At 67.7% G+C, this 22,585-nt stretch carries 29 protein-coding genes; 12 read left to right on the forward strand and 17 right to left on the reverse strand.

What is annotated here, in order from left to right:
* Positions 1-7 precede the first annotated feature (7 nt).
* The 3 genes from AC07OX_RS01100 (at position 8) to AC07OX_RS01110 (ending at position 2,362) form a co-directional block, all read left to right on the forward strand.
* Positions 8-472, forward strand: a complete 465-nt coding sequence (locus tag AC07OX_RS01100; RefSeq protein ID WP_495262512.1) for a hypothetical protein — start codon at positions 8-10, stop codon at positions 470-472.
* Positions 473-500: 28 nt separating this feature from the next.
* Entirely contained in the window at positions 501-1,781 is a 1,281-nt protein-coding gene (locus AC07OX_RS01105; RefSeq protein WP_354342060.1) for an amidohydrolase family protein, read from the forward strand.
* Positions 1,782-1,852: 71 nt separating this feature from the next.
* Positions 1,853-2,362, forward strand: coding sequence for a DinB family protein (locus AC07OX_RS01110; protein ID WP_495262513.1), 510 nt, complete (start codon positions 1,853-1,855; stop codon positions 2,360-2,362).
* A 1-nt stretch (position 2,363) separates the two neighbouring features.
* On the opposite strand, the gene AC07OX_RS01115 is transcribed toward AC07OX_RS01110, so the two are convergent.
* The 7 genes from AC07OX_RS01115 to AC07OX_RS01145 all read right to left on the reverse strand — a co-directional run bounded on the left by AC07OX_RS01115 (position 2,364) and on the right by AC07OX_RS01145 (position 7,375).
* On the reverse strand, positions 2,364-2,855 hold the full coding sequence (locus AC07OX_RS01115; RefSeq protein WP_495262514.1) for a RidA family protein: 492 nt from the start codon (positions 2,853-2,855) through the stop codon (positions 2,364-2,366).
* An 86-nt stretch (positions 2,856-2,941) separates the two neighbouring features.
* On the reverse strand, positions 2,942-3,262 hold the full coding sequence (locus AC07OX_RS01120) for a non-heme iron oxygenase ferredoxin subunit (protein ID WP_056580656.1): 321 nt from the start codon (positions 3,260-3,262) through the stop codon (positions 2,942-2,944).
* A 16-nt stretch (positions 3,263-3,278) separates the two neighbouring features.
* Complete coding sequence (locus tag AC07OX_RS01125; protein ID WP_495262515.1) at positions 3,279-4,244, reverse strand: Bug family tripartite tricarboxylate transporter substrate binding protein; 966 nt, start codon at positions 4,242-4,244, stop codon at positions 3,279-3,281.
* Entirely contained in the window at positions 4,241-4,609 is a 369-nt protein-coding gene (locus AC07OX_RS01130) for a chorismate mutase (protein WP_495262516.1), read from the reverse strand. Before AC07OX_RS01130 ends, AC07OX_RS01125 begins: the two co-directional genes overlap by 4 nt.
* Before the next feature lie 9 nt (positions 4,610-4,618).
* Entirely contained in the window at positions 4,619-5,101 is a 483-nt protein-coding gene (locus AC07OX_RS01135; protein ID WP_095745369.1) for an aromatic-ring-hydroxylating dioxygenase subunit beta, read from the reverse strand.
* Complete coding sequence (locus AC07OX_RS01140) at positions 5,098-6,357, reverse strand: aromatic ring-hydroxylating dioxygenase subunit alpha (protein ID WP_495262517.1); 1,260 nt, start codon at positions 6,355-6,357, stop codon at positions 5,098-5,100. Before AC07OX_RS01140 ends, AC07OX_RS01135 begins: the two co-directional genes overlap by 4 nt.
* Positions 6,358-6,385: 28 nt before the next feature.
* Positions 6,386-7,375, reverse strand: a complete 990-nt coding sequence (locus AC07OX_RS01145; RefSeq protein WP_495262518.1) for a 2Fe-2S iron-sulfur cluster-binding protein — start codon at positions 7,373-7,375, stop codon at positions 6,386-6,388.
* A 133-nt stretch (positions 7,376-7,508) separates the two neighbouring features.
* Here AC07OX_RS01145 and AC07OX_RS01150 point away from each other — a divergent pair, with 133 nt between their 5' ends.
* Positions 7,509-8,429: a LysR family transcriptional regulator gene (locus tag AC07OX_RS01150; RefSeq protein WP_062477812.1), complete on the forward strand. Its 921-nt coding sequence runs from the start codon at positions 7,509-7,511 to the stop codon at positions 8,427-8,429.
* On the opposite strand, the gene AC07OX_RS01155 is transcribed toward AC07OX_RS01150, so the two are convergent.
* Positions 8,426-8,881 carry a 2'-5' RNA ligase family protein gene (locus tag AC07OX_RS01155; RefSeq protein ID WP_495262519.1) on the reverse strand — a complete coding sequence of 152 codons (456 nt, stop codon included), beginning with the start codon at positions 8,879-8,881 and terminating at the stop codon, positions 8,426-8,428. The two genes, AC07OX_RS01150 and AC07OX_RS01155, sit on opposite strands and share 4 nt — an antisense overlap.
* A gap of 335 nt (positions 8,882-9,216) precedes the next feature.
* Here AC07OX_RS01155 and AC07OX_RS01160 point away from each other — a divergent pair, with 335 nt between their 5' ends.
* Positions 9,217-9,828, forward strand: a complete 612-nt coding sequence (locus AC07OX_RS01160) for a porin family protein (RefSeq protein WP_495262520.1) — start codon at positions 9,217-9,219, stop codon at positions 9,826-9,828.
* Between the two features lie 61 nt (positions 9,829-9,889).
* On the opposite strand, the gene guaA is transcribed toward AC07OX_RS01160, so the two are convergent.
* The 4 genes from guaA to guaB form a co-directional block, all read right to left on the reverse strand.
* Complete coding sequence (gene guaA, locus AC07OX_RS01165; protein WP_159276901.1) at positions 9,890-11,509, reverse strand: glutamine-hydrolyzing GMP synthase; 1,620 nt, start codon at positions 11,507-11,509, stop codon at positions 9,890-9,892.
* Positions 11,510-11,520: 11 nt separating this feature from the next.
* Complete coding sequence (locus AC07OX_RS01170; protein WP_070060761.1) at positions 11,521-11,955, reverse strand: type II toxin-antitoxin system VapC family toxin; 435 nt, start codon at positions 11,953-11,955, stop codon at positions 11,521-11,523.
* Positions 11,952-12,200 carry a type II toxin-antitoxin system Phd/YefM family antitoxin gene (locus AC07OX_RS01175; protein WP_070060762.1) on the reverse strand — a complete coding sequence of 83 codons (249 nt, stop codon included), beginning with the start codon at positions 12,198-12,200 and terminating at the stop codon, positions 11,952-11,954. The genes AC07OX_RS01170 and AC07OX_RS01175 overlap by 4 nt, the downstream gene beginning before the upstream one ends.
* 77 nt (positions 12,201-12,277) lie before the next feature.
* The gene (guaB, locus tag AC07OX_RS01180; protein WP_062477841.1) at positions 12,278-13,747 is read right to left on the reverse strand and encodes an IMP dehydrogenase; all 1,470 of its coding nucleotides are present in this window, start codon (positions 13,745-13,747) and stop codon (positions 12,278-12,280) included.
* Between the two features lie 128 nt (positions 13,748-13,875).
* Between guaB and AC07OX_RS01185 the strand changes: the two genes are divergently transcribed.
* Positions 13,876-14,394 (forward strand): DUF4124 domain-containing protein, encoded by a 519-nt coding sequence (locus AC07OX_RS01185; RefSeq protein WP_495262521.1) that lies wholly within the window; start codon positions 13,876-13,878, stop codon positions 14,392-14,394.
* An 18-nt stretch (positions 14,395-14,412) separates the two neighbouring features.
* Here the strand turns inward: AC07OX_RS01185 and AC07OX_RS01190 are convergent, their stop codons facing one another.
* Both AC07OX_RS01190 and AC07OX_RS01195 read right to left on the reverse strand, forming a co-directional pair.
* On the reverse strand, positions 14,413-14,760 hold the full coding sequence (locus AC07OX_RS01190) for an RnfH family protein (protein WP_062477848.1): 348 nt from the start codon (positions 14,758-14,760) through the stop codon (positions 14,413-14,415).
* Positions 14,760-15,206: a type II toxin-antitoxin system RatA family toxin gene (locus AC07OX_RS01195; protein WP_062477851.1), complete on the reverse strand. Its 447-nt coding sequence runs from the start codon at positions 15,204-15,206 to the stop codon at positions 14,760-14,762. The genes AC07OX_RS01190 and AC07OX_RS01195 overlap by 1 nt, the downstream gene beginning before the upstream one ends.
* 62 nt (positions 15,207-15,268) lie before the next feature.
* Here AC07OX_RS01195 and smpB point away from each other — a divergent pair, with 62 nt between their 5' ends.
* The 6 genes from smpB to AC07OX_RS01225 all read left to right on the forward strand — a co-directional run bounded on the left by smpB (position 15,269) and on the right by AC07OX_RS01225 (position 18,844).
* Positions 15,269-15,745, forward strand: a complete 477-nt coding sequence (gene smpB, locus AC07OX_RS01200) for an SsrA-binding protein SmpB (protein ID WP_062477854.1) — start codon at positions 15,269-15,271, stop codon at positions 15,743-15,745.
* Between the two features lie 95 nt (positions 15,746-15,840).
* Positions 15,841-16,221: a COG4315 family predicted lipoprotein gene (locus tag AC07OX_RS01205; RefSeq protein WP_495262522.1), complete on the forward strand. Its 381-nt coding sequence runs from the start codon at positions 15,841-15,843 to the stop codon at positions 16,219-16,221.
* Positions 16,222-16,245: 24 nt separating this feature from the next.
* Complete coding sequence (locus AC07OX_RS01210) at positions 16,246-16,752, forward strand: sigma-70 family RNA polymerase sigma factor (RefSeq protein ID WP_495262523.1); 507 nt, start codon at positions 16,246-16,248, stop codon at positions 16,750-16,752.
* Between the two features lie 16 nt (positions 16,753-16,768).
* A complete protein-coding gene (locus AC07OX_RS01215; protein ID WP_495262524.1) occupies positions 16,769-17,593 on the forward strand; it encodes an anti-sigma factor family protein in 825 nt (274 codons plus the stop codon).
* 77 nt (positions 17,594-17,670) lie between these two features.
* Positions 17,671-18,066, forward strand: coding sequence for a COG4315 family predicted lipoprotein (locus AC07OX_RS01220; protein ID WP_062479812.1), 396 nt, complete (start codon positions 17,671-17,673; stop codon positions 18,064-18,066).
* 100 nt (positions 18,067-18,166) lie between these two features.
* A complete protein-coding gene (locus AC07OX_RS01225; RefSeq protein ID WP_495262525.1) occupies positions 18,167-18,844 on the forward strand; it encodes a hypothetical protein in 678 nt (225 codons plus the stop codon).
* A gap of 13 nt (positions 18,845-18,857) precedes the next feature.
* On the opposite strand, the gene AC07OX_RS01230 is transcribed toward AC07OX_RS01225, so the two are convergent.
* The 3 genes from AC07OX_RS01230 to truB are packed head-to-tail and all read right to left on the reverse strand — an operon-like array spanning position 18,858 to position 22,583.
* Entirely contained in the window at positions 18,858-19,775 is a 918-nt protein-coding gene (locus tag AC07OX_RS01230) for a DMT family transporter (protein ID WP_495262526.1), read from the reverse strand.
* 19 nt (positions 19,776-19,794) lie between these two features.
* On the reverse strand, positions 19,795-21,630 hold the full coding sequence (typA, locus tag AC07OX_RS01235) for a translational GTPase TypA (RefSeq protein WP_062479817.1): 1,836 nt from the start codon (positions 21,628-21,630) through the stop codon (positions 19,795-19,797).
* Positions 21,627-22,583 (reverse strand): tRNA pseudouridine(55) synthase TruB, encoded by a 957-nt coding sequence (gene truB / locus AC07OX_RS01240; RefSeq protein WP_492726914.1) that lies wholly within the window; start codon positions 22,581-22,583, stop codon positions 21,627-21,629. The genes typA and truB overlap by 4 nt, the downstream gene beginning before the upstream one ends.
* Between the last annotated feature and the right edge of the window lie 2 nt (positions 22,584-22,585).

Genomic DNA, 22,585 nt, shown 5'->3' on the forward strand with positions numbered 1-22,585 from the left:
CATGCCGATGACGCGGCTCCGCCTCCGTCGCCTGCTGGCCACCGCGCTGCTCGCCCTGGCCGGCGGCGGCGCCCACGCACTCGGCGCCGACTACGGCCCCGAGCGCTTCGCCACCCACGACGCCGTCACCTGGGTGCAGACCTGCGGCACCTGGGGCACCGACCACCACGGCACCTACCGCGTGATCCACGCCGAAGCCTTCGCGCAGTCGTTCCTCTACGTGCAGTGGATGGCGCGCGGCGAGGCCGACCGCAGCTACAGCCTGTACGCCGTGCACACGACCGCCATCGCCGAGCTCGACAACGACCACGCGGAAATCTCCCTGAGCGAACTCACCTGCCGCGCCACGCCGCGGGGCATCGTGGTCACGGCCAAGGCCGACTCGGGCCACGACGACAAGCTGCGCCGCGTGACCATCGAGGTCGGGCCGGCCGCCGGGCAATACCGCTTCCGCGCGCAGCGCACGCGCTGAACGCCCCTCAAAAAAAAACACCCCACCGATGCTCGACCTTCTCATCACCAACGCCACCCTCCCCGACGGCCGCACCGGCATGTCGGTTGCCGTGCAGGACGGCCGCATCGCCGAGGTCACGCCCGGCCTGGCCGCACCCGCGCACGAGACGCTCGACGCCCAGGGCCTGCTGCTCGCGCCGCATTTCGTCGACCCGCATTTCCACATGGACGCCACGCTGAGCTACGGCCAGCCGCGCGTCAACCAGAGCGGCACGCTGCTCGAAGGCATCGCGCTGTGGGGCGAGCTCAAGCCGCTGCTCACGGCCGATGCGCTCATCGAACGCGCGCTCGCCTACTGCGACTGGGCCGTGGCCAAGGGCCTGCTGGCGATCCGCTCGCACGTGGACACGAGCGACCCCAGCCTGCTCGCGGTCGATGCGCTGCTCGAGGTGAAGCGCCAGGTGGCGCCCTACATCGACCTGCAGCTGGTGGCCTTTCCGCAGGATGGCGTGCTGCGCTCGCCGGGCGGCGTCGACAACCTCACGCGCGCGCTCGACAAGGGCGTGGACGTGGTCGGCGGTATTCCGCATTTCGAGCGCACCATGGCCGACGGCGCGGCCAGCGTGAAGCTGCTGTGCGAACTGGCCGCCGAGCGCGGCAAGCTGGTCGACATGCACTGCGACGAGTCGGACGACCCGCTCTCGCGCCACATCGAGACCCTGGCCGCCGAGACGCTGCGCCTGGGCCTGCAGGGCCGCGTGACGGGCTCGCACTGCACCTCGATGCACTCGATGGACAACTACTACGTGAGCAAGCTGCTGCCGCTGATCGCCGAGAGCGGTGTGAGCGTGGTGTCGAACCCGCTCATCAACATCACGCTGCAGGGCCGCCACGACAGCTATCCCAAGCGCCGCGGCATGACGCGCGTGCCCGAGCTGCTGGCGGCCGGCGTGAACGTCGCCTTCGGCCACGACTGCGTGATGGACCCGTGGTACGGCATGGGCTCGGGCGACATGCTCGAGGTGGCCCACATGGGCCTGCACGTGGCACAGATGACCGGCCAGGCCGGCATCCACCAGTGCTTCGAGGCCGTGACCACGCGCGCGGCGCGCGTGATGCACCTGGACGGCTACGGCCTGGAAGCCGGCTGCGACGCCAGCTTCGTGCTGCTGCAGGCGCGCGACCCGGTCGAGGCCATCCGCCTGCGCGCGACGCGGCTCAAGGTGTTCCGCAAGGGCCGGCTGCTGGCCGAGACGCCCGCGGCCACCGCCGCGCTGCACCTGCCGGGGCGCGGCGACCGCACGCGCTGGATGCTCGGCGAGCGCTGATCCTGTTTCGGGTGGACAGGCGCCGCGCCTGCCGCGAACATCCGGGTTCCCCGATGACAAGGACACCCGACATGAGCGCCCCACCCCTGCTGCGCACGCTGTTCCAGTACCACGCGTGGGCCAACGACGAGCTGCTGGACCGCATGGCCAGCCTCGACCCCGTGCAGCACGCCGACGCCCGGCATGCCGCGATCCGCGTGGTCAACCATGCGCATGTGGTGAACCGGATCTTCGCGGGGCACCTCACCGGCACGCCGCACGGCTTCACCGACGACAACACGCCCGAAACGCCCACGCTGGCCGACCTGCGCGCGGCCGTGGCCGAGTCCGACCGCTGGTACCTCGCCTACCTGGACACGCTCACGCCGGCGCTGCTGGCCGAGCCGCTGTTCTTCGTGTTCACCGACGGCGACAAGGGCCGGATGACGCGCGAAGAAATGCTGGCCCACGTCGTGACGCACAACGGCTACCACCGGGGCGAAGCCGGCCGGCTGCTGGCCCAATGCGCGGTGCGCCCGCCGCGCGACACGCTGGCGGTGCACCTGCACCGCAGCGAACCCGCGCGCCGCGAACGCTCCTAGGTCAGGCCGCGTGGGTGGTCGCGACGGTCATCTCGACCTCGACCGTCGCGTTCTTCGGCAGCGCATAGACGCCGACCGCCGTGCGCACATGCACGCCGGCCTCGCCGAACACGCGGTGCAGCAGGTCGGACGCGGCATCGGCCACCTCGCTCTGCTGCGTGAAGTCGGCCGTGCACTGTACGAACACGCCCACGCGCAGCACCTTCTCGACCGCATCGAGCGAGCCGAGTGCGCGGCGCAGCAGCGCGAGGCTGCGCAGCGCGCAGATCTGCGCGCCTTCGCGCGCGGTGTCGAGCGACACGGCATCGCCCACGCGGCCGGTGACGACCACCGTGGTGCCCACGCGCGGCACCTGGCCGCTGAGGTAGACGGTGCGGCCGTCGCGCACCAGCGGCACGTAGTGGCCGCCGGCCAGGATCTCGCCGTCGAAGCGGTGGCCCAGTTCGGTGGCAATCAGGTCGGCGATCTGGTCGCGGCTGTGTGGTTCTGTCATCGGATGTCCAGGAAAACGGGCCGCCATTGTCGCCAACCGGTCCGGCGAGAACCGATACAGATCACGCCGACCACAGGCAGAACAGTTCAGCCCTCGAACGCGAGGAACACCCGCCCGCCCTCGATCTTCACCGGGTAGGTGCGCAGGTCTTCGGTGAGCGGCGCGCACATGGCCTTGCCGCTGCGCACGTCGAAGCGGCCCTGGTGCAGCGGGCATTCGATCTCGTGGCCTTCCAGGAAACCGTCGCACAGCCGCGCATGGCCGTGCGTGCAGATGTTGTCGGTGGCGTGGATGCCGTCGTCGGTGCCGTACAGCGCGATGTCGCGCCCCTGCACCTCGATGCCGACCACGTCGTCGGCGGGAACGTCGTCGACCGCCGCGGCGTCGACCCAGGTCATCGTGCTCATCGTGTGCTCCCTTTGCTCAATCGGGCTTGAGGCCGGCGCGGTCGATCACCGGCTTCCAGCGGCGCAGTTCCTCGTCCATGAACTTCGACAGGCCTTCGGGCGTGCTGCCCACGGGATCGAAGTACGCGGTCTGCAGGCGCTTGACTGTGTCGGGGTCTTTCAGCGCGGCAGCAATCTCGCGGCTCATGCGCTGCACCACGTCGTTCGGCGTGCCCTTGGGCGCCATGTAGGCGAACCACGGCACGGCCTGGATGTCGGGCAGGCCCGACTCACGCAACGTCGGCAGGTCGGGCAGCAATGCCGAACGCTCGGCCGAAGTGACGGCCAGCGCCTTGAGACGCCCGGCCTTGGCCTGGGGCATCACGGTGACCGGCGGCAGGCAGGCGTACTGCACGTCGCCCTGCACGATGGCGGTGACGGCCTGGCCCGACGACGCGTACGGAATGTGCACCGCGAACGACTGCGTCTTGGCCTTGATGAGCTCCACGCCCAGGTGCGAGATCGAGCCGTTGCCGGTCGATGCGAAGTTGAACTTGCCGGGGTTCTTCTTCATCGCCGCCAGCCAGCCCTTGACCGAATCGACACCCATCGAGTTGGAGACCGCGCAGACGTTCGGCGTGGTTGCGGCCAGCGACACCGGCACGAGGTCCTTGAACGGGTCGTACGGCAGGTTCTTGTAGAGGATGGTGTTGTAGACCAGCGGCGCATTCACCGACAGCAGGAAGGTGTAGCCGTCGGGCTGCGCCTTCGAGACGGAATCGGTGCCGCTGTTGCCGCCCGCGCCGGGCTTGTTCTCGACGATCAGCGGCTGGCCGATGCGCGCCGCGAGCTTGTCGTTGACGATGCGCGCAAGGATGTCGGGCGACGAGCCCGCCGCGAACGGCACCACGATGCGCACGGGGCGCTGCGGCCAGTCCTGCGCATGGGCAGCGGCGGCCATGGCCACGGCGGTGAGGGCAACGAAGAGGCGTGCGCGCGTCATGGCTGCACCTCCACGTCGACCATGCCCTGGTGGTCCTGCTGCTCGCGCGCGATGAAGCCCGCGATGAGCGCGCGGTAGGCGGCCTCGACCACTTCGGGGTAGGCGCCCTCCTTCTCGGCGAGCGCCTTCACCTTGTCGATCACTTCCTGCTGGCGCTGCGGCGCCGACACCTGGAAGGCGTCGCGCTTGAAGCGCGCGGCGTCCTTCACGTAGCGGCCGCGCTCGGCCAGCAGCGCGACGATCTGGCGGTCGAGCCGGTCGATGTTCTCGCGCACCTCGGCGAGGTTGGCGCACAGCGGCACGTAGGCCGGGTCGGTGAAGCGGCGCAACGGGGCACCGTGGGTCTCTGGTTCTTTTTCTGTCATGGCTCGGTTTCAGATGGGGTAAATGATGGAGTTCGGGATCATTTCGCTGTCGAACACGCACAGGCGCGACGCGAACTTCAGGCCCTCGGGGGTCTGCACGACCTTGTCGATGTAGCGACCCACATTGAACACGGTCGACGGCCCATCGAGCTTGGTGCGGAACACCGCGTAGTTGGCCTCGCTGTGGATGGTGCCGTCGTCGTCGACACGGTGCACCAGCGGCAGGCCCACCACGTGGCGCTGGTAGTACGGGTCGTGGAACAGCGTCTCCTTGATGCCGTAGACGCGGTCTTCGAGCATGCCCCGGCTTTCGAACGAGAGCGTGGCCAGCGGCAGGCCGCGTTCGTGGTTCTCGCGCGGCTGCAGGCGGTAGCTGCACTGCTCGGTGAAGAACGCGGGCCACAGGTCCCAGTCGCCCGAATCGACGGCGTGCGCGTACGCCGCATACAGGCGCGACAGGTCGAGGTAGGTGGACGTGTCGAGCGTGCTCATGCGGCCTCCATCACTTCGCGCCAGTAGCGGTACATGCCGCGGATCAGCGTCTCGGTCACCATGTGGTCGGTGTTCTCCACCTCGCGCCCGCCGAGCTCGGCCAGCGTGCGGTGGTAGGGCTTCTGCTCGAAGCCCTCCTGCGAGAACTCGATCACCTCGCCGTCGTCGGCCGACACGAAGCCGGCTGGCCCGAACAGGTTGGCCTGGCGCAGGCGGCGCTGCGTCATCTCGGGCGTGTCGTCCTCGAAGCCGAAATGCGTCCACACGAAATCGAAGGCGTCGTGGCCCACGGGCTGGATGTGGCGCGTCGACACGCTGTTGACCTGCTGCTGCAGGATGAGACTGGGGAACAGCGTCATCATCACCGCCGTCGGCCCACCCCACCAAGGCTCGGGCACGATGTCCAGAAAGCGCGGGTCTTTCAGCTGCATGCTTTCCTTGAAGCTCGACACCTGCGTCACCTGCGCGGCCTTGCCGGCGCTGCCGCGCGTGGAGATCATGGCGGCGTGGCGCCCGCGCGCGTCCATCTTCAGCTCCGACTTGTTGTCGGCGCGCCAGAGCCCGAAGGTCACGAACCAGGTGTGCAGCAGGCCGGGGTGGTACGGGTCCTTGATGTTCTCCTGCATGAGCTTCCAGTTGCCCGGAATGCGCTGGCGGCTGTAGCCCAGGATGGTGAGCTTGCGGCCGTCGAACAGGCGGTCGAAGTAATGGAGGATGTCGGGGCCGAGGAAATCTTCGAACGATTCGATGTCGTGGTCGAACGACGCGAACACCACGCCGCCGCGCGACGCGACCTTGAGCTTGTTCAGGCCGTGGTCTTCGGTCTTGAAGTCGGGCGGCATGCCGCCGTGCACCTTGCCGTCCTGCTTCACGCCACGGCGGAACGGCACGCCCTGCAGGTCGCCCTTGAGCGTGTAGTTCCACTGGTGGTAGGGGCAGACGAACTCCTTCTTGTTGCCGTGGCGCTCGCGGCAGAACTGCATGCCGCGGTGCGCGCAGACGTTCTCAAACACGTGGATGGCACCTTCTTCGTCGCGCGACAGGATGACCGAGCGCTCGCCGATGGCGGTGCGCTTGAAGTCGCCCGGGTTCGGAATCTCGGCCTCCAGGCCGACATAGCACCAGTGCTTGTCGTAGAAGAAGCGCTGCAGCTCCTTCTTGTGCAGGGCCTCGTCGGTGTAGGCCATGAAGGGAATGCGGCTGGTCTTCTCGCTCTCCCAGTGCAGTTCGATGGGGAAGACGGCTGGCGTGGTCATCGGGTCTCCTTTTCTCTTGTTCGGTTCTTCAGGTGCCTTGAAGGTAGAAGGCATCGGCATGCGTCTGCTCGGGCGCCAGGCCGTGCGCCTGCACCAGCCGGCTCGCGGCCTCCACCATGGGCGGCGAGCCGCACAGGTAGGCGCGCCAGCCGTCGAGCCCCGCGGGCAGGTCGGCGCGGATCGCGTCGGTGATGAGGCCCAGCCGCTGGCCGTCGCGCGCGGGGCCGGCGACCACCACGACGTGCACCTTCAGGCCGAGGTGCTGCGCCTGCAATTCACGCAGCTCGGGCAGGCCGTACACGTCGGCGTCGGAACGCACGCCGAGGTAGAGATGGATCGGCTGCGTCAGCCCCGCCGCGACCGCGCCGCGCACGATCGACAGGATGGGCGCGAGCCCCGTGCCGCCCGCCGCGCAGAGCATCGGCCCGCGGTGCTTGGTGCGCAGGTAGGCGGTGCCCAGCGGGCCGCTCACGCGCACGGTGTCGCCCACGCGCAGCTGCTCGAAGATGTGGGCGGTGACGCGGCCGCCCGGCACGCGGCGCACATGAAATTCGAGCTCCGCGTCGCGGCTCAGCCCGGCCATCGAATACGGCCGAGCCAACTCGGGGCCGAACTGCAGCTGGGCGTACTGGCCCGGCGAGAACTCCAACGGCTTGTTGGGCTTGAGGCGCAGGCGGCGGATGTCGTGCGTGAGCACGTCGATGCCCGTGACCGTGGCCTTGAGCACGCGCGCCGGGTGCACCACCACCTCGTCGGGCTCGGGAATCTCGATGGTGCAGCTTTCGGTCAGCGTGCTCTGGCAGGCCAGCACGTAGCGCTCGCCCTGCCCGTCGGGCCGGATCGCGTCCTGGCCGCCGTCGAGCAGCTGGCCCGACACCACCTTGCAGCGGCAGGTGCCGCAGCGTCCCGACATGCAGCTGTACGACACCGGCACCTGGTGCTCACGCAGCACCTCGAGCAGGTTCGCGCCGGGGCGGACCTCGAGGGTGCGGGCAAGGGGGTGAATGTGCAGGTCCATCGTCGGGCTCTCTTTTTCTCGCGCCGGCGGCAGGGCCGGCTTGTCTCTGGGCACGGATGATGCGCGGCCTCTTCCGATTGACCAATAGAATCTGGTGAATCGGCTGTATCACCGGCATGAATAAAGGTGCGCCATGCAACTCAAGGACATCGACCTCAACCTGCTGCTGGTGTTCGACCGCATGCTGGCCGAGAAGCGCGTGTCGGCCGTGGCCGAGTCGCTGGGCCTGTCGCAACCCGCCATCAGCAACGCGCTGGCGCGCCTGCGCAAGCTGCTGGGCGACGAGCTTTTCCTGCGCACCGCCCGCGGCATGGAGCCCACGCCCTTCGCGCTGCAGCTGGCCGAGCCGGTGGCCTACGCCATGGGCGCGCTGCACACGGCGCTCAACCAGCAGGTGGTGTTCGACCCCGCCACGAGCACGCGCAGCTTCACGCTCGCCATGACCGACATCGGCGAGATCTACTTCACGCCGCGCCTCATGGAAACGCTCTCGGCCGCCGCGCCGGGCGTGACCATCAGCACGCTGCGCAACAACACCGCGACCCACCTGCGCGACGACCTGGAGGCCGGCCATGTCGACATCGCCATCGGCCTGCTGCCGCAGCTCAAGTCGGGCGTGTTCCAGCGCCGGCTGTTCCTGCAGCGTTACGTATGCCTGTTCGCGGGCACGCACCCGCTGGCGCGCAAGCGCAGCGTCTCACTGAAGGACTTCAGCGCGGCCGACCACGTGCAGGTGCAGGCCGCCGGCACGGGCCACGGCAAGGCCGACGACGTGATGGCAGCGCAGGGCATCCAGCGCCGCATCCGGCTCAAGGTGCCGCACTTCGTGGCCATCGGCCACATCCTGCAGTCGAGCGAGATGATCGCGACCGTGCCCGAGCGGCTGGCGCGCAGCATCGCCGAGCCCTTCGGCCTGGTGTGGCGACCGCACCCGGTGGCGCTGCCGCAGATCGCGATCAACCTGTTCTGGCACGCGAAGGTGCACCGCGACCCGGGCAACCAGTGGCTGCGCGGGCTGCTGTTCGACACCTTTGCGGATCAGGACGGCGCTTAGACCTCGGCGGGCCAGCGGCCCAGCACCTCGTGCGCGCCCTCGCCCACGTGGCTGTCGATGAGCACCAGCGAATGGGCGGACCAACGGGCGGGCGCTTCGAGCGCGTGCTTTTCGAGCTTGCGCCGCGCATAGGCGATGGTCATGTGCGGCGTGAACGCGCGCGAGGGCTTCAGGCCGACATCGGCCAGCGCCTCGCCCAGGCGCTGCCTGAACGCGCGCAACGCCGCGACGTTGGCCTCGTCGTCGGCGCACAGCACCAGCGCGCCCTTGGCGTAGCTCATGGATTTTTCGAAAACGACATCGAGCGCCGGCACGGACACCGCGGCGGCCGCGGTCGATGCCTGGGCCACCTTGTCGGCCGGCACCTGGTCGTGGTTGCCGAGGTCGAACAGCGTGACGTGCAGGCGCTGCACCTCCACCACCGTGCCCTTCAGGGCGTGTTGGGAGTTCATGCGCGCGCCGAGCGCGGCGATCGTTTCGGCGTCTTGCGGGGTGGGAAGCAGTGCGAAGAAAAGCGAGTGCGGCAGCGGCGCCTTGCGAGGGGCCTGGGTGCCGCGAGGCCGCGGCAGGGGCCGCGGCGGGGGATCGATTCCGGGAAGAAGAAGCTGAGCTGACATGTGTCGATCATCGCGCATGGCAAGGGCCCTTCATGAGGCCTTCAGCAAACGCGAAGCTCGCCTTCAGCTTGGTTTTTGAGAATCGTCGGACGGTGGCGGCAAGGCGAACAACGACACGCCGCCCATCCACGCATTCATTCAATCGATCAATCAACCAACAGGATTTCATCTTGACGAAAACGCAAGCCCGCCTCGCACTCGCAGCCCTCTGGCTCGGCACCGCCTCCGTCGGCGCCTTCGCCGCCGGTCTCGACAAGGACACCGGGCTGTATGTCGGCGGCGCCATCGGCCGCTCCAGCTACAGCCTGTCGTCCTCGAAGAACCACGTGCCCGTGCCATGGGGCGGCAAGAAGGCCAACAAGAGCGGCACGTCCTACAAGCTGTACGGCGGCTACCGCCTGACCGAACACTTCGGCGTGGAAGCCGGCTACGCCCGCCTCGGCAGCGTGAGCCAATGGAGCTCGGCCTACGGCGGCTCCCGGCTGCAGACCGGCACCGGCCAGGTCTTCTACGCCGCCGCCACCGCCCGCATGCCGCTCGGCGACGCCTTCGCCCTCAACGGCCGCCTCGGCGTGGCACGCGGACGCATCTCCGGCGACAACAACTGGGCCCCGGCCAACCAACGCCTCTCGGGCACCAGCACGGGCGTGATGGTCGGTGTCGGCGCCGAGTACCGCATGACGCAGAACCTCGCGATCACGGCCGACTACGACTACTTCGGCAAGCTGTCGAAGCAGGCGAAGGGTGGGATGTTCACGGTGGGGTTGAAGGCGAGCTTCTGATCATCGGGTCACCCGCCAAAGAAGAAAGGCGCCTTGCGGCGCCTTTCTTCTTTTCAGGAACTCATTCCCACTCGATCGTCGCCGGCGGCTTGCTCGACACGTCGTAGGTCACGCGGTTGATGCCGCGCACCTCGTTGATGATGCGGCCCGACACCTTCTTGAGCAGCGCATACGGCAGCTCGGCCCAGTCGGCGGTCATGAAGTCGCTGGTCTGCACGGCGCGCAGCGCGACGACGTAGTCGTAGGTGCGGCCGTCGCCCATCACGCCCACGCTCTTCACGGGCAGGAACACGGTGAAAGCCTGGCTCGTGAGGTCGTACCAGGTCTTGCCGGTTTCGGCGTCGGTGAAGTTGCGCAGCTCCTCGATGAAGATCGCGTCGGCGCGGCGCAGCAGGTCGGCGTATTCCTTCTTCACTTCGCCCAGGATGCGCACGCCCAGACCTGGGCCGGGGAACGGATGGCGGTAGACCATCTCGGGCGGCAGGCCCAGGGCCACGCCGAGTTCGCGCACTTCGTCCTTGAACAGGTCACGCAGCGGTTCGAGCAGCTTCAGGCCGAGCTGTTCGGGCAGGCCGCCGACGTTGTGGTGGCTCTTGATGGTGACGGCCTTCTTGCTCTTGGCGCCACCCGATTCGATGACGTCGGGGTAGATGGTGCCTTGCGCCAGGAAGGTCGCGCCCTTGTGGCCGCCGTCGCCGGCCTTGAGCTTGGCAGCTTCCTGTTTGAACACGGTGACGAACTCGCCGCCGATGATCTTGCGCTTGGCTTCGGGGTCGCTCACGCCGGCGAGCTTGCCCAGGAACAGGTCGCTGGCATCGACGCGGATGACCTTCGCGTGCAGCTTGCCTTCGAACATCTCCATGACCATGTCGCCTTCGTTCAGGCGCAGCAGGCCGTGGTCGACGAACACGCAGGTGAGCTGGTCGCCGATGGCGCGGTGGATGAGCGCGGCAGCCACGCTCGAATCGACACCGCCCGAGAGGCCCAGGATGACTTCTTCATCGCCCACCTGTTCGCGGATCTTTTCCACCGCTTCTGCGATGTGGTCACGCATGACCCAGTCGGGCTTGGCTTCACAGATGCCGAGCACGAAGCGGTCGATGATGGCCTTGCCCTGCACGGTGTGCGTGACTTCAGGATGGAACTGCAGCGCGTAGTAGCGGCGCGCCTCGTCGGCCATGCCGGCGATGGGGCAGCTGTCGGTGCTGGCCATGAGCTTGAAGCCGGGTGGTAGCTCGGTGACCTTGTCGCCGTGGCTCATCCACACGTTGAGCATGCCGAAGCCCTCGGGCGTGGTGAAGTCGGCGATGTCCTTCAGCAGCGCGGTGTGGCCATGGGCGCGCACGGCCGCGAAGCCGAACTCGCGCTTGTGGCCGCCTTCGACCTTGCCGCCCAGTTGGTGCGCCATGGTCTGCATGCCGTAGCAGATGCCGAGCACGGGAATGCCGAGGTCGAACACGGCTTGCGGGCACTTGTCGGTGGTCTCTTCGTACACGCTGGCGTGGCTGCCCGAGAGGATCACGCCCTTGAGGTGGCCGTCGGCGGCGTATTCGCGCACCCATTCGTCGGTCACGTCGCAGGGATGCACTTCGCTGAGCACGTGCGCTTCGCGCACGCGGCGTGCGATGAGCTGGGTGACTTGCGAGCCGAAGTCGAGGATGAGGATCTTGTCGTGTTGCATGGCGAAAGGACTCAGAGCGTTGAAATGTCGAACAGCTTGACGCCCGCGTGCGGCGCCGCTTGGATGAGGTGCTCGTCGAAGGTGGCGAGCGGAAGGTTGAGCGATTTGGCGAGCCAGAGGTAGCCCGCATCGTAGAGCGAGACGCCCGCGTCGATGGCCACGGCGAGCACGGCCTTGTGCTGGGCCGGCGCGAGGTCGTGCAGCTCCACGCGGTGGCGGATGGCGTCGAGCACGCTCCACAAGCCCTCGACGGCCGATGCCGGGATGCGGCCGCTGCGCACGCCGTTGGCGAGGATGTTGGCGCACTCCCATTGCCAGGCATTGGGCGCCTGCGGCTCGACCTCGTCGCGGCGGATGGCGGCGTAGAGCCTGCGGGTGTGTTCGCTGGCCTGGTCGGGCAGCAGCCAAGCGGCAGTGACCGAGGCGTCCATGACGAAAGCGGTCATGGCTGGCGTCCCTGGTCCAGGAGCTCGCGGGTCGTGGGGCCGGGCTGGATGGTGGCGTGCAGCGCGTCGATCTGCCCGAGCTCGCGGGCGATCTGCTCGTCGGTGATGACGGGTTTGCGGCGCACCGGCAGCATGCGCACGACTTCCTTGCCGTGGCGGGTGATGCGAACCTCCTCGCCCTTTTCGACCAGGTCGATCAGGGCCGAGAAGTTGTTCTTGGCTTCAGCGATGCCGATGGATTGCATTTAGGCCAGAAAATTTGAATCTGGCCCAAATTTTAAGCCGAGTCTGGCCTGACTTTCAAGGTCTGGCCAGATTGGGCTTACTCAGCGCGGTAGTTCGGGGCTTCCTTCGTGATCTGCACGTCGTGGACGTGGCTCTCACGGATGCCGGCCGTGGTGATCTCGACGAACTCGGCCTTGTTCTGCATGTCCTCGATGGTCGCGCAGCCGCAGTAGCCCATGCTGGCCCGCACGCCGCCGGCCATCTGGTAGACGATGGAGACGATCGAGCCCTTGTAGGGCACGCGGCCTTCGATGCCTTCGGGCACGAGCTTGTCGGTGTTGGGGTTGCCGGTGGTCGATTCCTGGAAGTACCGGTCGGCACTGCCCTGCTGCATCGCGCCGATGGAGCCCATGCCGCGGTAGCTCTTGTAGCTGCGACCCTGGTACAGCACGATTTCGCCCGGTGCCTCTTCGGTGCCGGCGAACATGCTGCCCATCATCACGGTGCTCGCGCCGGCGGCGATCGCCTTGGCGATGTCGCCCGAGTAGCGCACGCCGCCGTCGGAGATCAGCGGAATGCCCGTGCCCTGCAGCGCGGTGGCGACGCTGTCGACCGCCATGATCTGCGGCACGCCCACGCCGGCCACGATGCGGGTGGTGCAGATGGAGCCCGGGCCGATGCCGACCTTGACGGCGTCGGCGCCGGCGTCGGCCAGTGCGCGCGCCGCGTCGCCGGTGGCGATGTTGCCGCCGATGACGTCGACCTGCGGATAGTTCTTCTTGACCCAGCGCACGCGCTCGATCACGCCGGCGCTGTGGCCGTGGGCGGTGTCGACCACGATGGCGTCGACGCCGGCCTTCACCAGGGCTTCGACGCGCTCTTCGGTGCCGTCACCCACGCCGACCGCCGCGCCCACGCGCAGGCGGCCATTGGCGTCGCGTGCGGCATTGGGGAAGCTGGTCTGCTTGGTGATGTCCTTGACGGTGATGAGGCCCTTGAGCTCCCAGTCGCCGTTGATGACCAGCAGGCGCTCGAGCTTGTGCTTGTTCAGCAGCGCCTTGGCTTCGGCCAGCGTGGTGCCGTCGGGCACGGTGATGAGCCGGTCGCGCTGCGTCATGATTTCGCTGACGGGCACGTCGTAGCGGTTCTCGAAGCGCAGGTCGCGCCCCGTGACGATGCCGACGACCTTGCCGCCGTCGATCACCGGGAAACCCGAGATGCCGAGCTGGTCGGACAGTGCCATCACCTGGCGCACGGAGTGCGTCGGCGTGATCACCACCGGGTCGCGCAGCACGCCCGACTCGTAGCGCTTGACGCGGGCCACTTCGGCGGCCTGCTGCTGCGCGGTGAGGTTCTTGTGCACGATGCCGATGCCACCCTCCTGCGCGATGGCGATCGCGAGGCGGGCTTCGGTCACGGTGTCCATGGCCGCCGAGACGAGCGGCAGGTTCAGCGTGATGTTGCGGGAGAACTTGGTGGCGAGAGACGTGTCCTTGGGCAGGACTTGGGAGAATGCTGGCACCAACAACACGTCGTCGAAGGTGAGCGCTTTGCCGAGAAGGCGCATGGGTGAGGCTCCAAAAGACGGATTGTAACGAGGCCCTCGCCCGCTTCGCCGGCGCGGGTTCTTTTTGACCGTTGCAAAACCGCCCATTCCGGATGTTGCAAAAAGTAAGGCCCAGCTAAACTCCGCGCATGAATCTCCTGCATTGGCTGGTACTGGGTTGCGCGTGCGCGCTGCCGCTCTCGGCGAGCGCGCAATGGCAATGGGTCGACAACAGCGGCAAGAAGGTCTTCAGCGACCAGCCGCCGCCCACCGACATCCCCGAGAAGAACATCCTGCGACGCGCCGGCCCCTCGCCGTCGGCCCGTGCGCCCGCCCCGGTCACGCCGGCCCCCGAGGGAAGCAGCGAGACGGCCGCAGCCCCCAAGGCCGCGCCGCCGCCCAAGCCCACGGGCGTGGACAAGGAACTCGAGGAAAAGACCAAGAAGGCCGAGGCCGAGCAGAAGGCCAAGGAAGCGGCTGAAGCGGCCAAGATCGCCAAGGCCAAGGCCGACAACTGCGCCCGTGCACGCGAGAACAAGAACACCATCGACAGCGGCATCCGCATCGCCAAGGTCAATGCCAAGGGCGAGCGTGAATTCATGGACGACGCCGCACGCGCCGACGCGCAAAAGCGCGCTCAAACGGTCATCGACGCCGACTGCAAGTAAGCCGGCAACGGCGGCTGCTCAGTAGCCGTCCTTGCCGCCCTTGCGCTTGTTCGCGAACAGGCCCGTGCCGCGCGCGCCTTGCCGCTGGAAGCGTTCACGGCGCGCCACCTTCGGATCGACCGTGAGCGGACGGCACAGCTCGATGCGGTCGCCGTCCTTCAACGGCTGCTCCCACGCCACCGCCCGGCCCCAGATGCCCGGCGTCATGGCATGCCGCCAGTCCAGGTCGGGAAAGCGCTGCATGAGATCGCTGGCCTTCACCGCCTCGGCCACCGCGGTGCCGGGCGCGAGCTGCAGGACCTGCTCGAACACCTCGCGCGCCGCCGGCGAACAGCTCAGCGTGACCTCGATGCGGCGATCGGCCATCAGCCTTCGCCGTAGACCTGTTCGGCGCGCTTGACGAAGGCCTCGACCAGGCTCGATGCGATGGTGTCGAACACCGGCCCCACCAGGGCCTGCAGCGCGAAGTTGCTGAAGCCGTAGCTCATCTGCAGCTCGACGCGGCAGGCGCGTTCGCCCTGCTCGCCCACGGGGTGGAATTTCCAGGTGCCGTCGAGGTTGGAGAACGGCCCGTCGACCAGCTTCAGCTGCACCTCGCGGCCTGCGATGTGCGTGTTGCGGGTGGTGAAACTCTGGTGCAGCCCGGCGAAGGCCAGGCCGACTTCGGCGGTCATGCCGCCCTCGTCCTGCTCGATGACGCGCGACTTGTCGCACCAGGGCAGGAACTGCGGGTACTTCGCCACATCGGTGACGAGCGCGTACATTTCTTCGGCGCTGTACCAGATGAGGACGGACTTGTGGACTGTTTTCATAGAATCGGCACAGCGTGCGCGACGGATTGTATTGAAGCCATGCGCCCCCAACTTCTCGAGCCATGGCCACCAAGAAACAAGACACCTCCTCCCGCATCGCCGACAACAAGAAGGCCGCCTACAACTATTTCTTCGAAGAACGCTTCGAGGCCGGCATGGTCCTCGAGGGCTGGGAAGTCAAGTCGCTGCGCGAAGGCAAGGTGCAGCTCACCGACGGCTACGTGGTGATCCGCGACGGCGAGCTGTTCGTGGTCGGCTGCCAGATCAACCCGCTCAAGAGCGCCTCGACGCACGTCAATCCTGATTCGGTCCGCACCAAGAAGTTGCTGCTGCACAAGGAAGAGATCAAGCGCCTCGTCGGCAAGGTCGAGCAAAAGGGCTACACGCTGGTGCCGCTGAACCTGCACTGGAAGGCCGGCAAGGTGAAGTGCGAGATCGCGCTCGCCAAGGGCAAGGCCGAGCACGACAAGCGCGACACCATCAAGGACCGCGAAGGCAAGCGCGAAGTCGAGCGCGCGATGAAGAGCCGCAACCGCTGATCATTCTTTTTTGGGGCGGCATGGAATAAAACGCGCTCTGCGGGCGTTTGTGCGGTGTCATCGATCCTCGATGCCATCAACCCAGGAGTCTTTCCATGTCACCTATCCGCATGTCCTCCATCGGCATCGCCGCCGCACTGCTCGGCAGCCTGCTCGCCCTCCCCGCGTTCGCCCAGCCCAAGGCCGCCGATGGCGCGCTGGTCGGTGCGAACGGCATGACGCTCTACACCTTCGACAAGGACACGGCCGGCAGCGGCAAGTCGGCCTGCAACGGCGGCTGTGCCACCAACTGGCCACCCTTCATGGCAGCCGACAGCGACAAGCCCAGCGGCGACTTCACCATCGTCACGCGCGACGACGGCAAGAAGCAATGGGCCGCCAAGGGCTGGCCGCTGTACTACTGGGTGAAGGACACCAAGCCGGGCGACAAGACCGGCGACGGCGTCAACGGCACCTGGAAAACCGCCAAGCCCTGAGTCGGACAGGCCCCCGGCCCGCCCATGGACGCCCGCCTGCTGGTCGAGCACATCCCGAGCCTGCGCCGCTATGCGCGCGCGCTCACGGGCAACGCCTGGGCGGCCGACGACCTGGTGCAGGACACGCTCGAGCGGGCCTGCGGCAAGTGGCGGCTCTGGGTGGTGGGCACCGACCTGCGCGCCTGGCTCTTCACGGTCATGCACAACCTCTTCGCCAGCCAGGTGCGGCGCCGGCCGCCGCCGCATGCAGTCGTGCCGCTGGAGGATGTAGCGCCCGAGCAGCTGCAGGGCGGCGTCGATCCGGGCCTGGGCCTCGACCTGCAGCGCTGCCTGATGCAGCTGCCCGAAGAGCAACGCGCCGTGCTGCTGCTGGTGACGCTCGAAGACCTGTCCTACGCCGAGGTGGCGAAGGTGCTCGGCATTCCGATCGGCACCGTGATGTCGCGCCTCTCGCGCGCCCGCCTTCGCCTGCAGGAACTGATGGACGGCGCCGCCGCGCCCAACCGCCCCGGACTGCGCCGCCTCAAGTGACGTGAAGCACCCCGCCATGAACCGCCCCCCCCTGCCCCCCACCGACGACGAGCTGCACGCCTGGGTCGACGGCCAATTGCCGCCCGAACGCCGCGAGGCGGTCGAGGATGCGCTGGCGCGCGATCCGGCCGTGGCGGCCCGCGTGGCGGCCTGGCATGCCCAGCGCGACGCCTTGCGCCGGCTGCACGGTGGCCTGCTCGACGAACCTGTGCCTGCGCCGCTGATGGGCGTGCTCGAGCGGCGCCGTGCCGAGGCCGGTCGCTCGACCCCCTGGCTGCGCTGGGGCGGCATGGCCGCCGGCCTGCTGGTCGCCTTCGCGGCCGGCTGGCTCGGCAATGCCCAGTGGTCGGGCGCGCCCCAGGCGGCCGGGGCCTCCTTGGCGCGCGCACCGGCCGTGCGCGAGTTCGTGCGCGATGCCTCGGTGGCCCACGTCGTCTACACCCCCGAGAAACGGCACCCCGTCGAAGTGGCCGCCGCCGAGCAGCAGCACCTGGTGCAGTGGCTGTCCAAGCGCCTCGACCACCCGCTCAAGGTGCCCGATCTGTCCTCGCTCGGCTACACGCTGGTCGGCGGACGCCTGCTGCCCGGCGAAACCGGCGCGCGCGCCCAGTTCATGTTCGAGGACGCGGCGGGTGAACGCATCACGCTGTACATCGGCACGCTCGACGCGCAGGCCGCGGACGCCGCTGCCGCACGCGAAACCGCCTTCCGTTTCGCCTCGGACGACGCCGTGCCGAGCTTCTACTGGGTCGACCGGGGTTTCGGCTATGCCGTGGCCGGTCGCCTGCCGCGCGATGCGCTACTGAGACTCGCGACCCTGGCCTACCGCGAGTTATCGTAGCGACGGCATAAACTGCCGGTTCGCGCATTCACCTGGCTTGTTTTCGCGATTGATTTTTCAACTGAAGGAGAAACTGCATGAAATTGCTCAGCGCCTCGATCCTCGCAGCGGCTTTGCTCGCCGGCTGCGGCGGCATGTCCACCAAGACCGCTGGAGCGCCCGACACGCCCACCCGCACCGCCGACGGCGTGCTGGTCGGCCCGAACGGCATGACGCTCTACACCTTCGCCCGCGACACCGCCAATGCCGGGACCTCCGCCTGCAACGGCCAATGCGCCACCAACTGGCCGCCGCTCGCCGTGGCCGACGCCGCCAAGCCCATGGGCGGCTACACCATCATCGTGCGTGAAGACGGCAAGAAGCAGTGGGCCTACAAGGGCTGGCCGCTGTACTACTGGGCCAAGGACACCAAGGCCGGCGACAAGACCGGTGACGGCGTGGCCAACGGTGCCTGGAAGGTCGCCCGTCCCTGATGCCGCTGATGTGATGACGTCGGTCTGAACCGGCGCTTTCAGCGACCCAAGCCTCGGCATCTGCCGGGGCTTTTTTCATGGTGCACGGCAGAATGGCCCGATGACTTTTGCCGACACCCACCCGGATGCCTTCCACGCGCTTGTGTCCCACGGCCTCATCACCGACGCGCAGCACGATGCCGCGCTCGCGCACCCCGAGGCCCCCGCCCTGCCACCGATTCCCGGCCCCGCGCATGCGCTGGCCTGGATGCGCCTCAAGAACCTGATCGCCGAGGAAGAACTGGATGCGGCTGTGGAACGCCTCGAAGCCGCCTCGCCGGCCGTCGCGGCTTTCACCGAAGCGGAAGACATCGCCTACGACGCGGACGACCTGCTGGACCTCGGCAAGACCGGCATCACGCACGAGGCCGTGATCGCGCTGTTCAACGAAGGACTGATCGACACCGAAACCCGCGACCTGGCGCTGCGTGCTGCGCCCCTGACCGGCGCGCCCGCCGCCCTGGGCCCCACGCTGGGCTGGCTGGTGACCGACGGCCTGCTCGACACGGCGCCGTTCGAAGCGCTGCGCGCCCGTGTTGCCGCCGAGCCGGCCTTTGCGACGGCAGCCGACCATCGGCGCATCCTCGACGAAGCCCAGGCGATCGTCGCCGCCGACGAGCAGGAGACCGCCGACATGCTCAAAGAGTTCGCGCGCAGCCAGCAAGCCAGCTGGCGCAACTTCGGAATGATCGTGGTGGCCGTCGTGATCGTGATCGGCTGGTACCTCTTCGGCCGCTGAGGGCGGCGAAAGGTCAGTGCGCGCCCGGCAACGCGGTGTCCGCCAGCGTGGTGCGGCGCCCGCGCAGCGCGAGCAGCTCGTTGAACACCAGCGCACCGATCACGAGCACGCCGCCCGTCAGCACGCTGGCCGCGGGCGTCTCGCCGGCGCCGAGCCAGGCCAGCGCGATGCCGAAGATCACCTCGAGCAGCGCCAGCAACGCCACCTCGGGCGCCTTGAGCACCTGCGCGCACAGCACCGAGAGCACGCAGGGAATCGCCAGCTGAAAGACGCCCAGGAAGGCCAGCAGCCCCAGGTCATGGGGGCCGGCATGAAACGGCCAGGCCAGCGGCAAGGTGACGAGAGCGGAGAGGGTCGCGCCGATCAGCACCGCAGGCACGAGGTCGACATCCTGTCCTTCGGCGTGCGCATGCTGGACCACGGTCCATTGCGTCGCGCCGGCCAGCGGCACGCACAGCGCCACCAGCGTGCCGACGAGCGACCCACCGCCACCGCCCAGCAGCTGCGTGCCGTACATCCAGCCGATGCCCAGCCCGGCGACCACGATGGCCGCCCAGGTGCGAGCAGGCAGCTTGTGCCCGATGAAGAGACGCGCGGCCAGTGCGGTGAACAGCGGCCCGAGCGACATCGTGACCAGCACGCTCGCGGTAGAGGTGAGGGTCAGCGCCACCATGAAGGCCGTGAACATCACGGCCCAGCAGACGCCCGAGATCCAGAGCGAGCGCCCGCCGCGGCGCAGCAGCGAGAACACCGCCCACCCCCGCCAAAGCGGCAAGATCACCAGCAGCGCCAGCATCGTGAAGAGGCTGCGCCAGAAGGTGATCTCGAAACTGTGCGCCTGCGCCAGGTGCCGCGTGACAACGCCCGCCGTGCCCCACATCAGGGTCACGGCGACCATCAGCCCGACGGCTGCGCCATGCGTGAGGCGCATGAAACGACGGCGCCGGCGATCAGGCGGCCGTTTCGCGGCCGGCGCGCTTGCGCTCGTTTTCCTTCAGGAAACGCTTGCGCAGACGCACGCTCTTGGGCGTGATTTCGACCAGCTCGTCGTCCTCGATGAACTCGACGCCGTATTCCAGCGTGAGGTCGATCGGGGGCGTGATCTTGATCGCGTCTTCCTTGCCGCTCACGCGGAAGTTGGTCAGCTGCTTGGTGCGCGTGGCGTTCACGACCAAGTCGTTGTCGCGGCTGTGGATACCGACGATCATGCCTTCGTACACCGGATCGTTCGCCTTCACGAACATGCGGCCGCGGTCGTCCAGCTTGCCCAGGGCGTAGGTGAAGATTTCACCGTCGTCCATCGAGATCAGCACGCCGTTCTTGCGGCCGCCGATGTCGCCCTTGTGTGGCTCATAGCTGTCGAAGATGTTGCTGATGAGGCCCGAGCCGCGCGTCAGGTTCAGGAATTCGTTCGTGAAGCCGATCAGGCCACGCGCCGGAATGCGGTACTCCAGGCGCACGCGGCCACGGCCGTCCGGTTCCATGTTGACGAGTTCGCCCTTGCGCTCGCCAAGTGCCTGCATCACGCCGCCCTGATGGCCTTCTTCGATGTCGGCCGTGACCATTTCGATGGGCTCGTGCTTCTCGCCGTTCACGGTGCGGAACACCACGCGCGGCTTCGAGACGGCCATCTCATAGCCTTCGCGGCGCATGTTTTCCAAGAGGATGGTCAGGTGCAGTTCGCCGCGGCCCATGACTTCGAAGATGCCTTCTTCGTCGGTCTCGTTCACGCGAAGTGCCACGTTGTGCTGCAGTTCCTTCTGCAGGCGGTCCCAGATCTGGCGGCTGGTCACGAACTTGCCTTCGCGGCCGGCCAGCGGGCTGGTGTTCACGCAGAAGTTCATGGTCAGGGTCGGTTCGTCGACCTTGAGCATGGGCAGCGGCGCGGGGTTGTCCTTGTCGGTCACGGTGACGCCGATGCCGATGTCGGCGATGCCGTTGATCAGCACGATTTCGCCGGGGCCGGCTTCGGTCGATTGCACGCGGTCCAGGCCCTGGAAGGTCAGCACCTGGTTGACGCGGCCCTTGATGCTCTTGCCGTCCGGGCCTTCCATGACCAGCACGTCCGACATGGGCTTGAGCGTGCCCTGGCTGATGCGGCCCACGCCGATACGACCGACGAAGGTCGAGAAGTCGAGCGCGGAAATCTGCAGCTGCAGCGGTGCATTCGGGTCACCCTTTTGCGACGGCACGTGCTTCAGGATGGTGTTGAACAGGGCCGACATGTCGGGGCCCCACTGCTCGCCAGGAGCGCCTTCTTCGAGCGACGACCAGCCGTTGATGCCCGAGGCGTACACCACGGGGAAGTCGAGCTGTTCGTCGGTCGCGCCGAGCTTGTCGAACAGGTCGAAGGCGGCATTGACCACCTTGTCGGGGTTCGCGCCGGGCTTGTCGACCTTGTTCACGACCAGGATGGGCTTCAGGCCCAGGGCCAGCGCCTTCTTGGTCACGAAGCGCGTCTGGGGCATCGGGCCTTCCTGCGCGTCGATCAGCAGCACCACGCCGTCGACCATCGACAGTGCGCGTTCCACTTCACCGCCGAAGTCCGCGTGGCCCGGGGTGTCGACGATGTTGATGTGCGTGCCTTCCCAGGTCACGGCGCAGTTCTTGGCCAGGATCGTGATGCCACGTTCCTTTTCGATCGCGTTGTTGTCCATCACCGTGTCGACGACCTTCTCGTGCTCGGCGAAGGTGCCCGACTGGCGCAGCAGCTGGTCGACCATGGTGGTCTTGCCATGGTCCACGTGGGCAATGATGGCGATATTGCGGATTTGCTTGGTACTCATGGTGTCGCTTCGGTCTGTGGTGCGTTCAAAAGAATTTGCTGAATTTCGATGGGGTTCAGCAAGCGCCCCGGGATCAGTTCGCCGGCGCTCACGTGGGCGGTGCCCAGGAACGCCTGCGGGTCGGTGCCGAACACGGCCACCGCCTCGGCATCGGCCCAGCCGCCGCGGCGGCGCAGGCCCGAGAGAAAACGTGCGGCATCTTCGGCCGCGAGCGTGACGCGGCTGTGGCCGTCGACCAGCGCTTCGGGAGGCAACAGGCGTGCCAGGCGCTCGTCTTCGGTCATGGCTTCGAGCGCTTCGATGGTGACGCACTGCGCCTGCCCGAATCCGCCCGTGGCCGTGCGGCGCAGCGAGGTCAGGTGCGCGCCGCAACCCAGCGCCTCGCCGATGTCCTCGCCCAGGGTGCGAATGTAGGTGCCCTTGCTCACGCTCGCAACGATGCGAATGCTGGTGTCATCCAGCTGGGTCAGCGCAAGCTGGTGAATGACGACGTCGCGCGGTGCGCGCTCGATCTCGATGCCTTCGCGGGCGTACTCGTACAGCGCCTTGCCGTCTTTCTTGAGCGCGCTGTGCATCGGCGGCACCTGGCGGATCGGGCCGGTGAATTGGGCCTGGACGCGGGCCAGGTCTTCAGATGAGACCTGTACCGGGCGTTCGGCGATCACCTCGCCTTCGGCGTCACCCGTGGCGGTCTTGACGCCCAGGCGCGCGACTGCCTCGTAGGTCTTGTCGGCGTCCAGGTGCAGTTGGCTGAATTTGGTGGCGGCGCCGAAACACAGCGGCAGCACGCCTGTGGCGAGCGGATCGAGCGTGCCGGTGTGGCCCGCTTTTTCGGCGCGCAGCAACCACTTGGCCTTTTGCAAGGCCTGGTTGCTGGAAAACCCCAGCGGCTTGTCGAGCAGCAACACCCCATGCACAGGGCGCCGCTGCACCCGTGTGCGTGGCGCGTTCATCG

It is taken from the genome of Variovorax sp. GW821-FHT09D07, assembly GCF_059416345.1.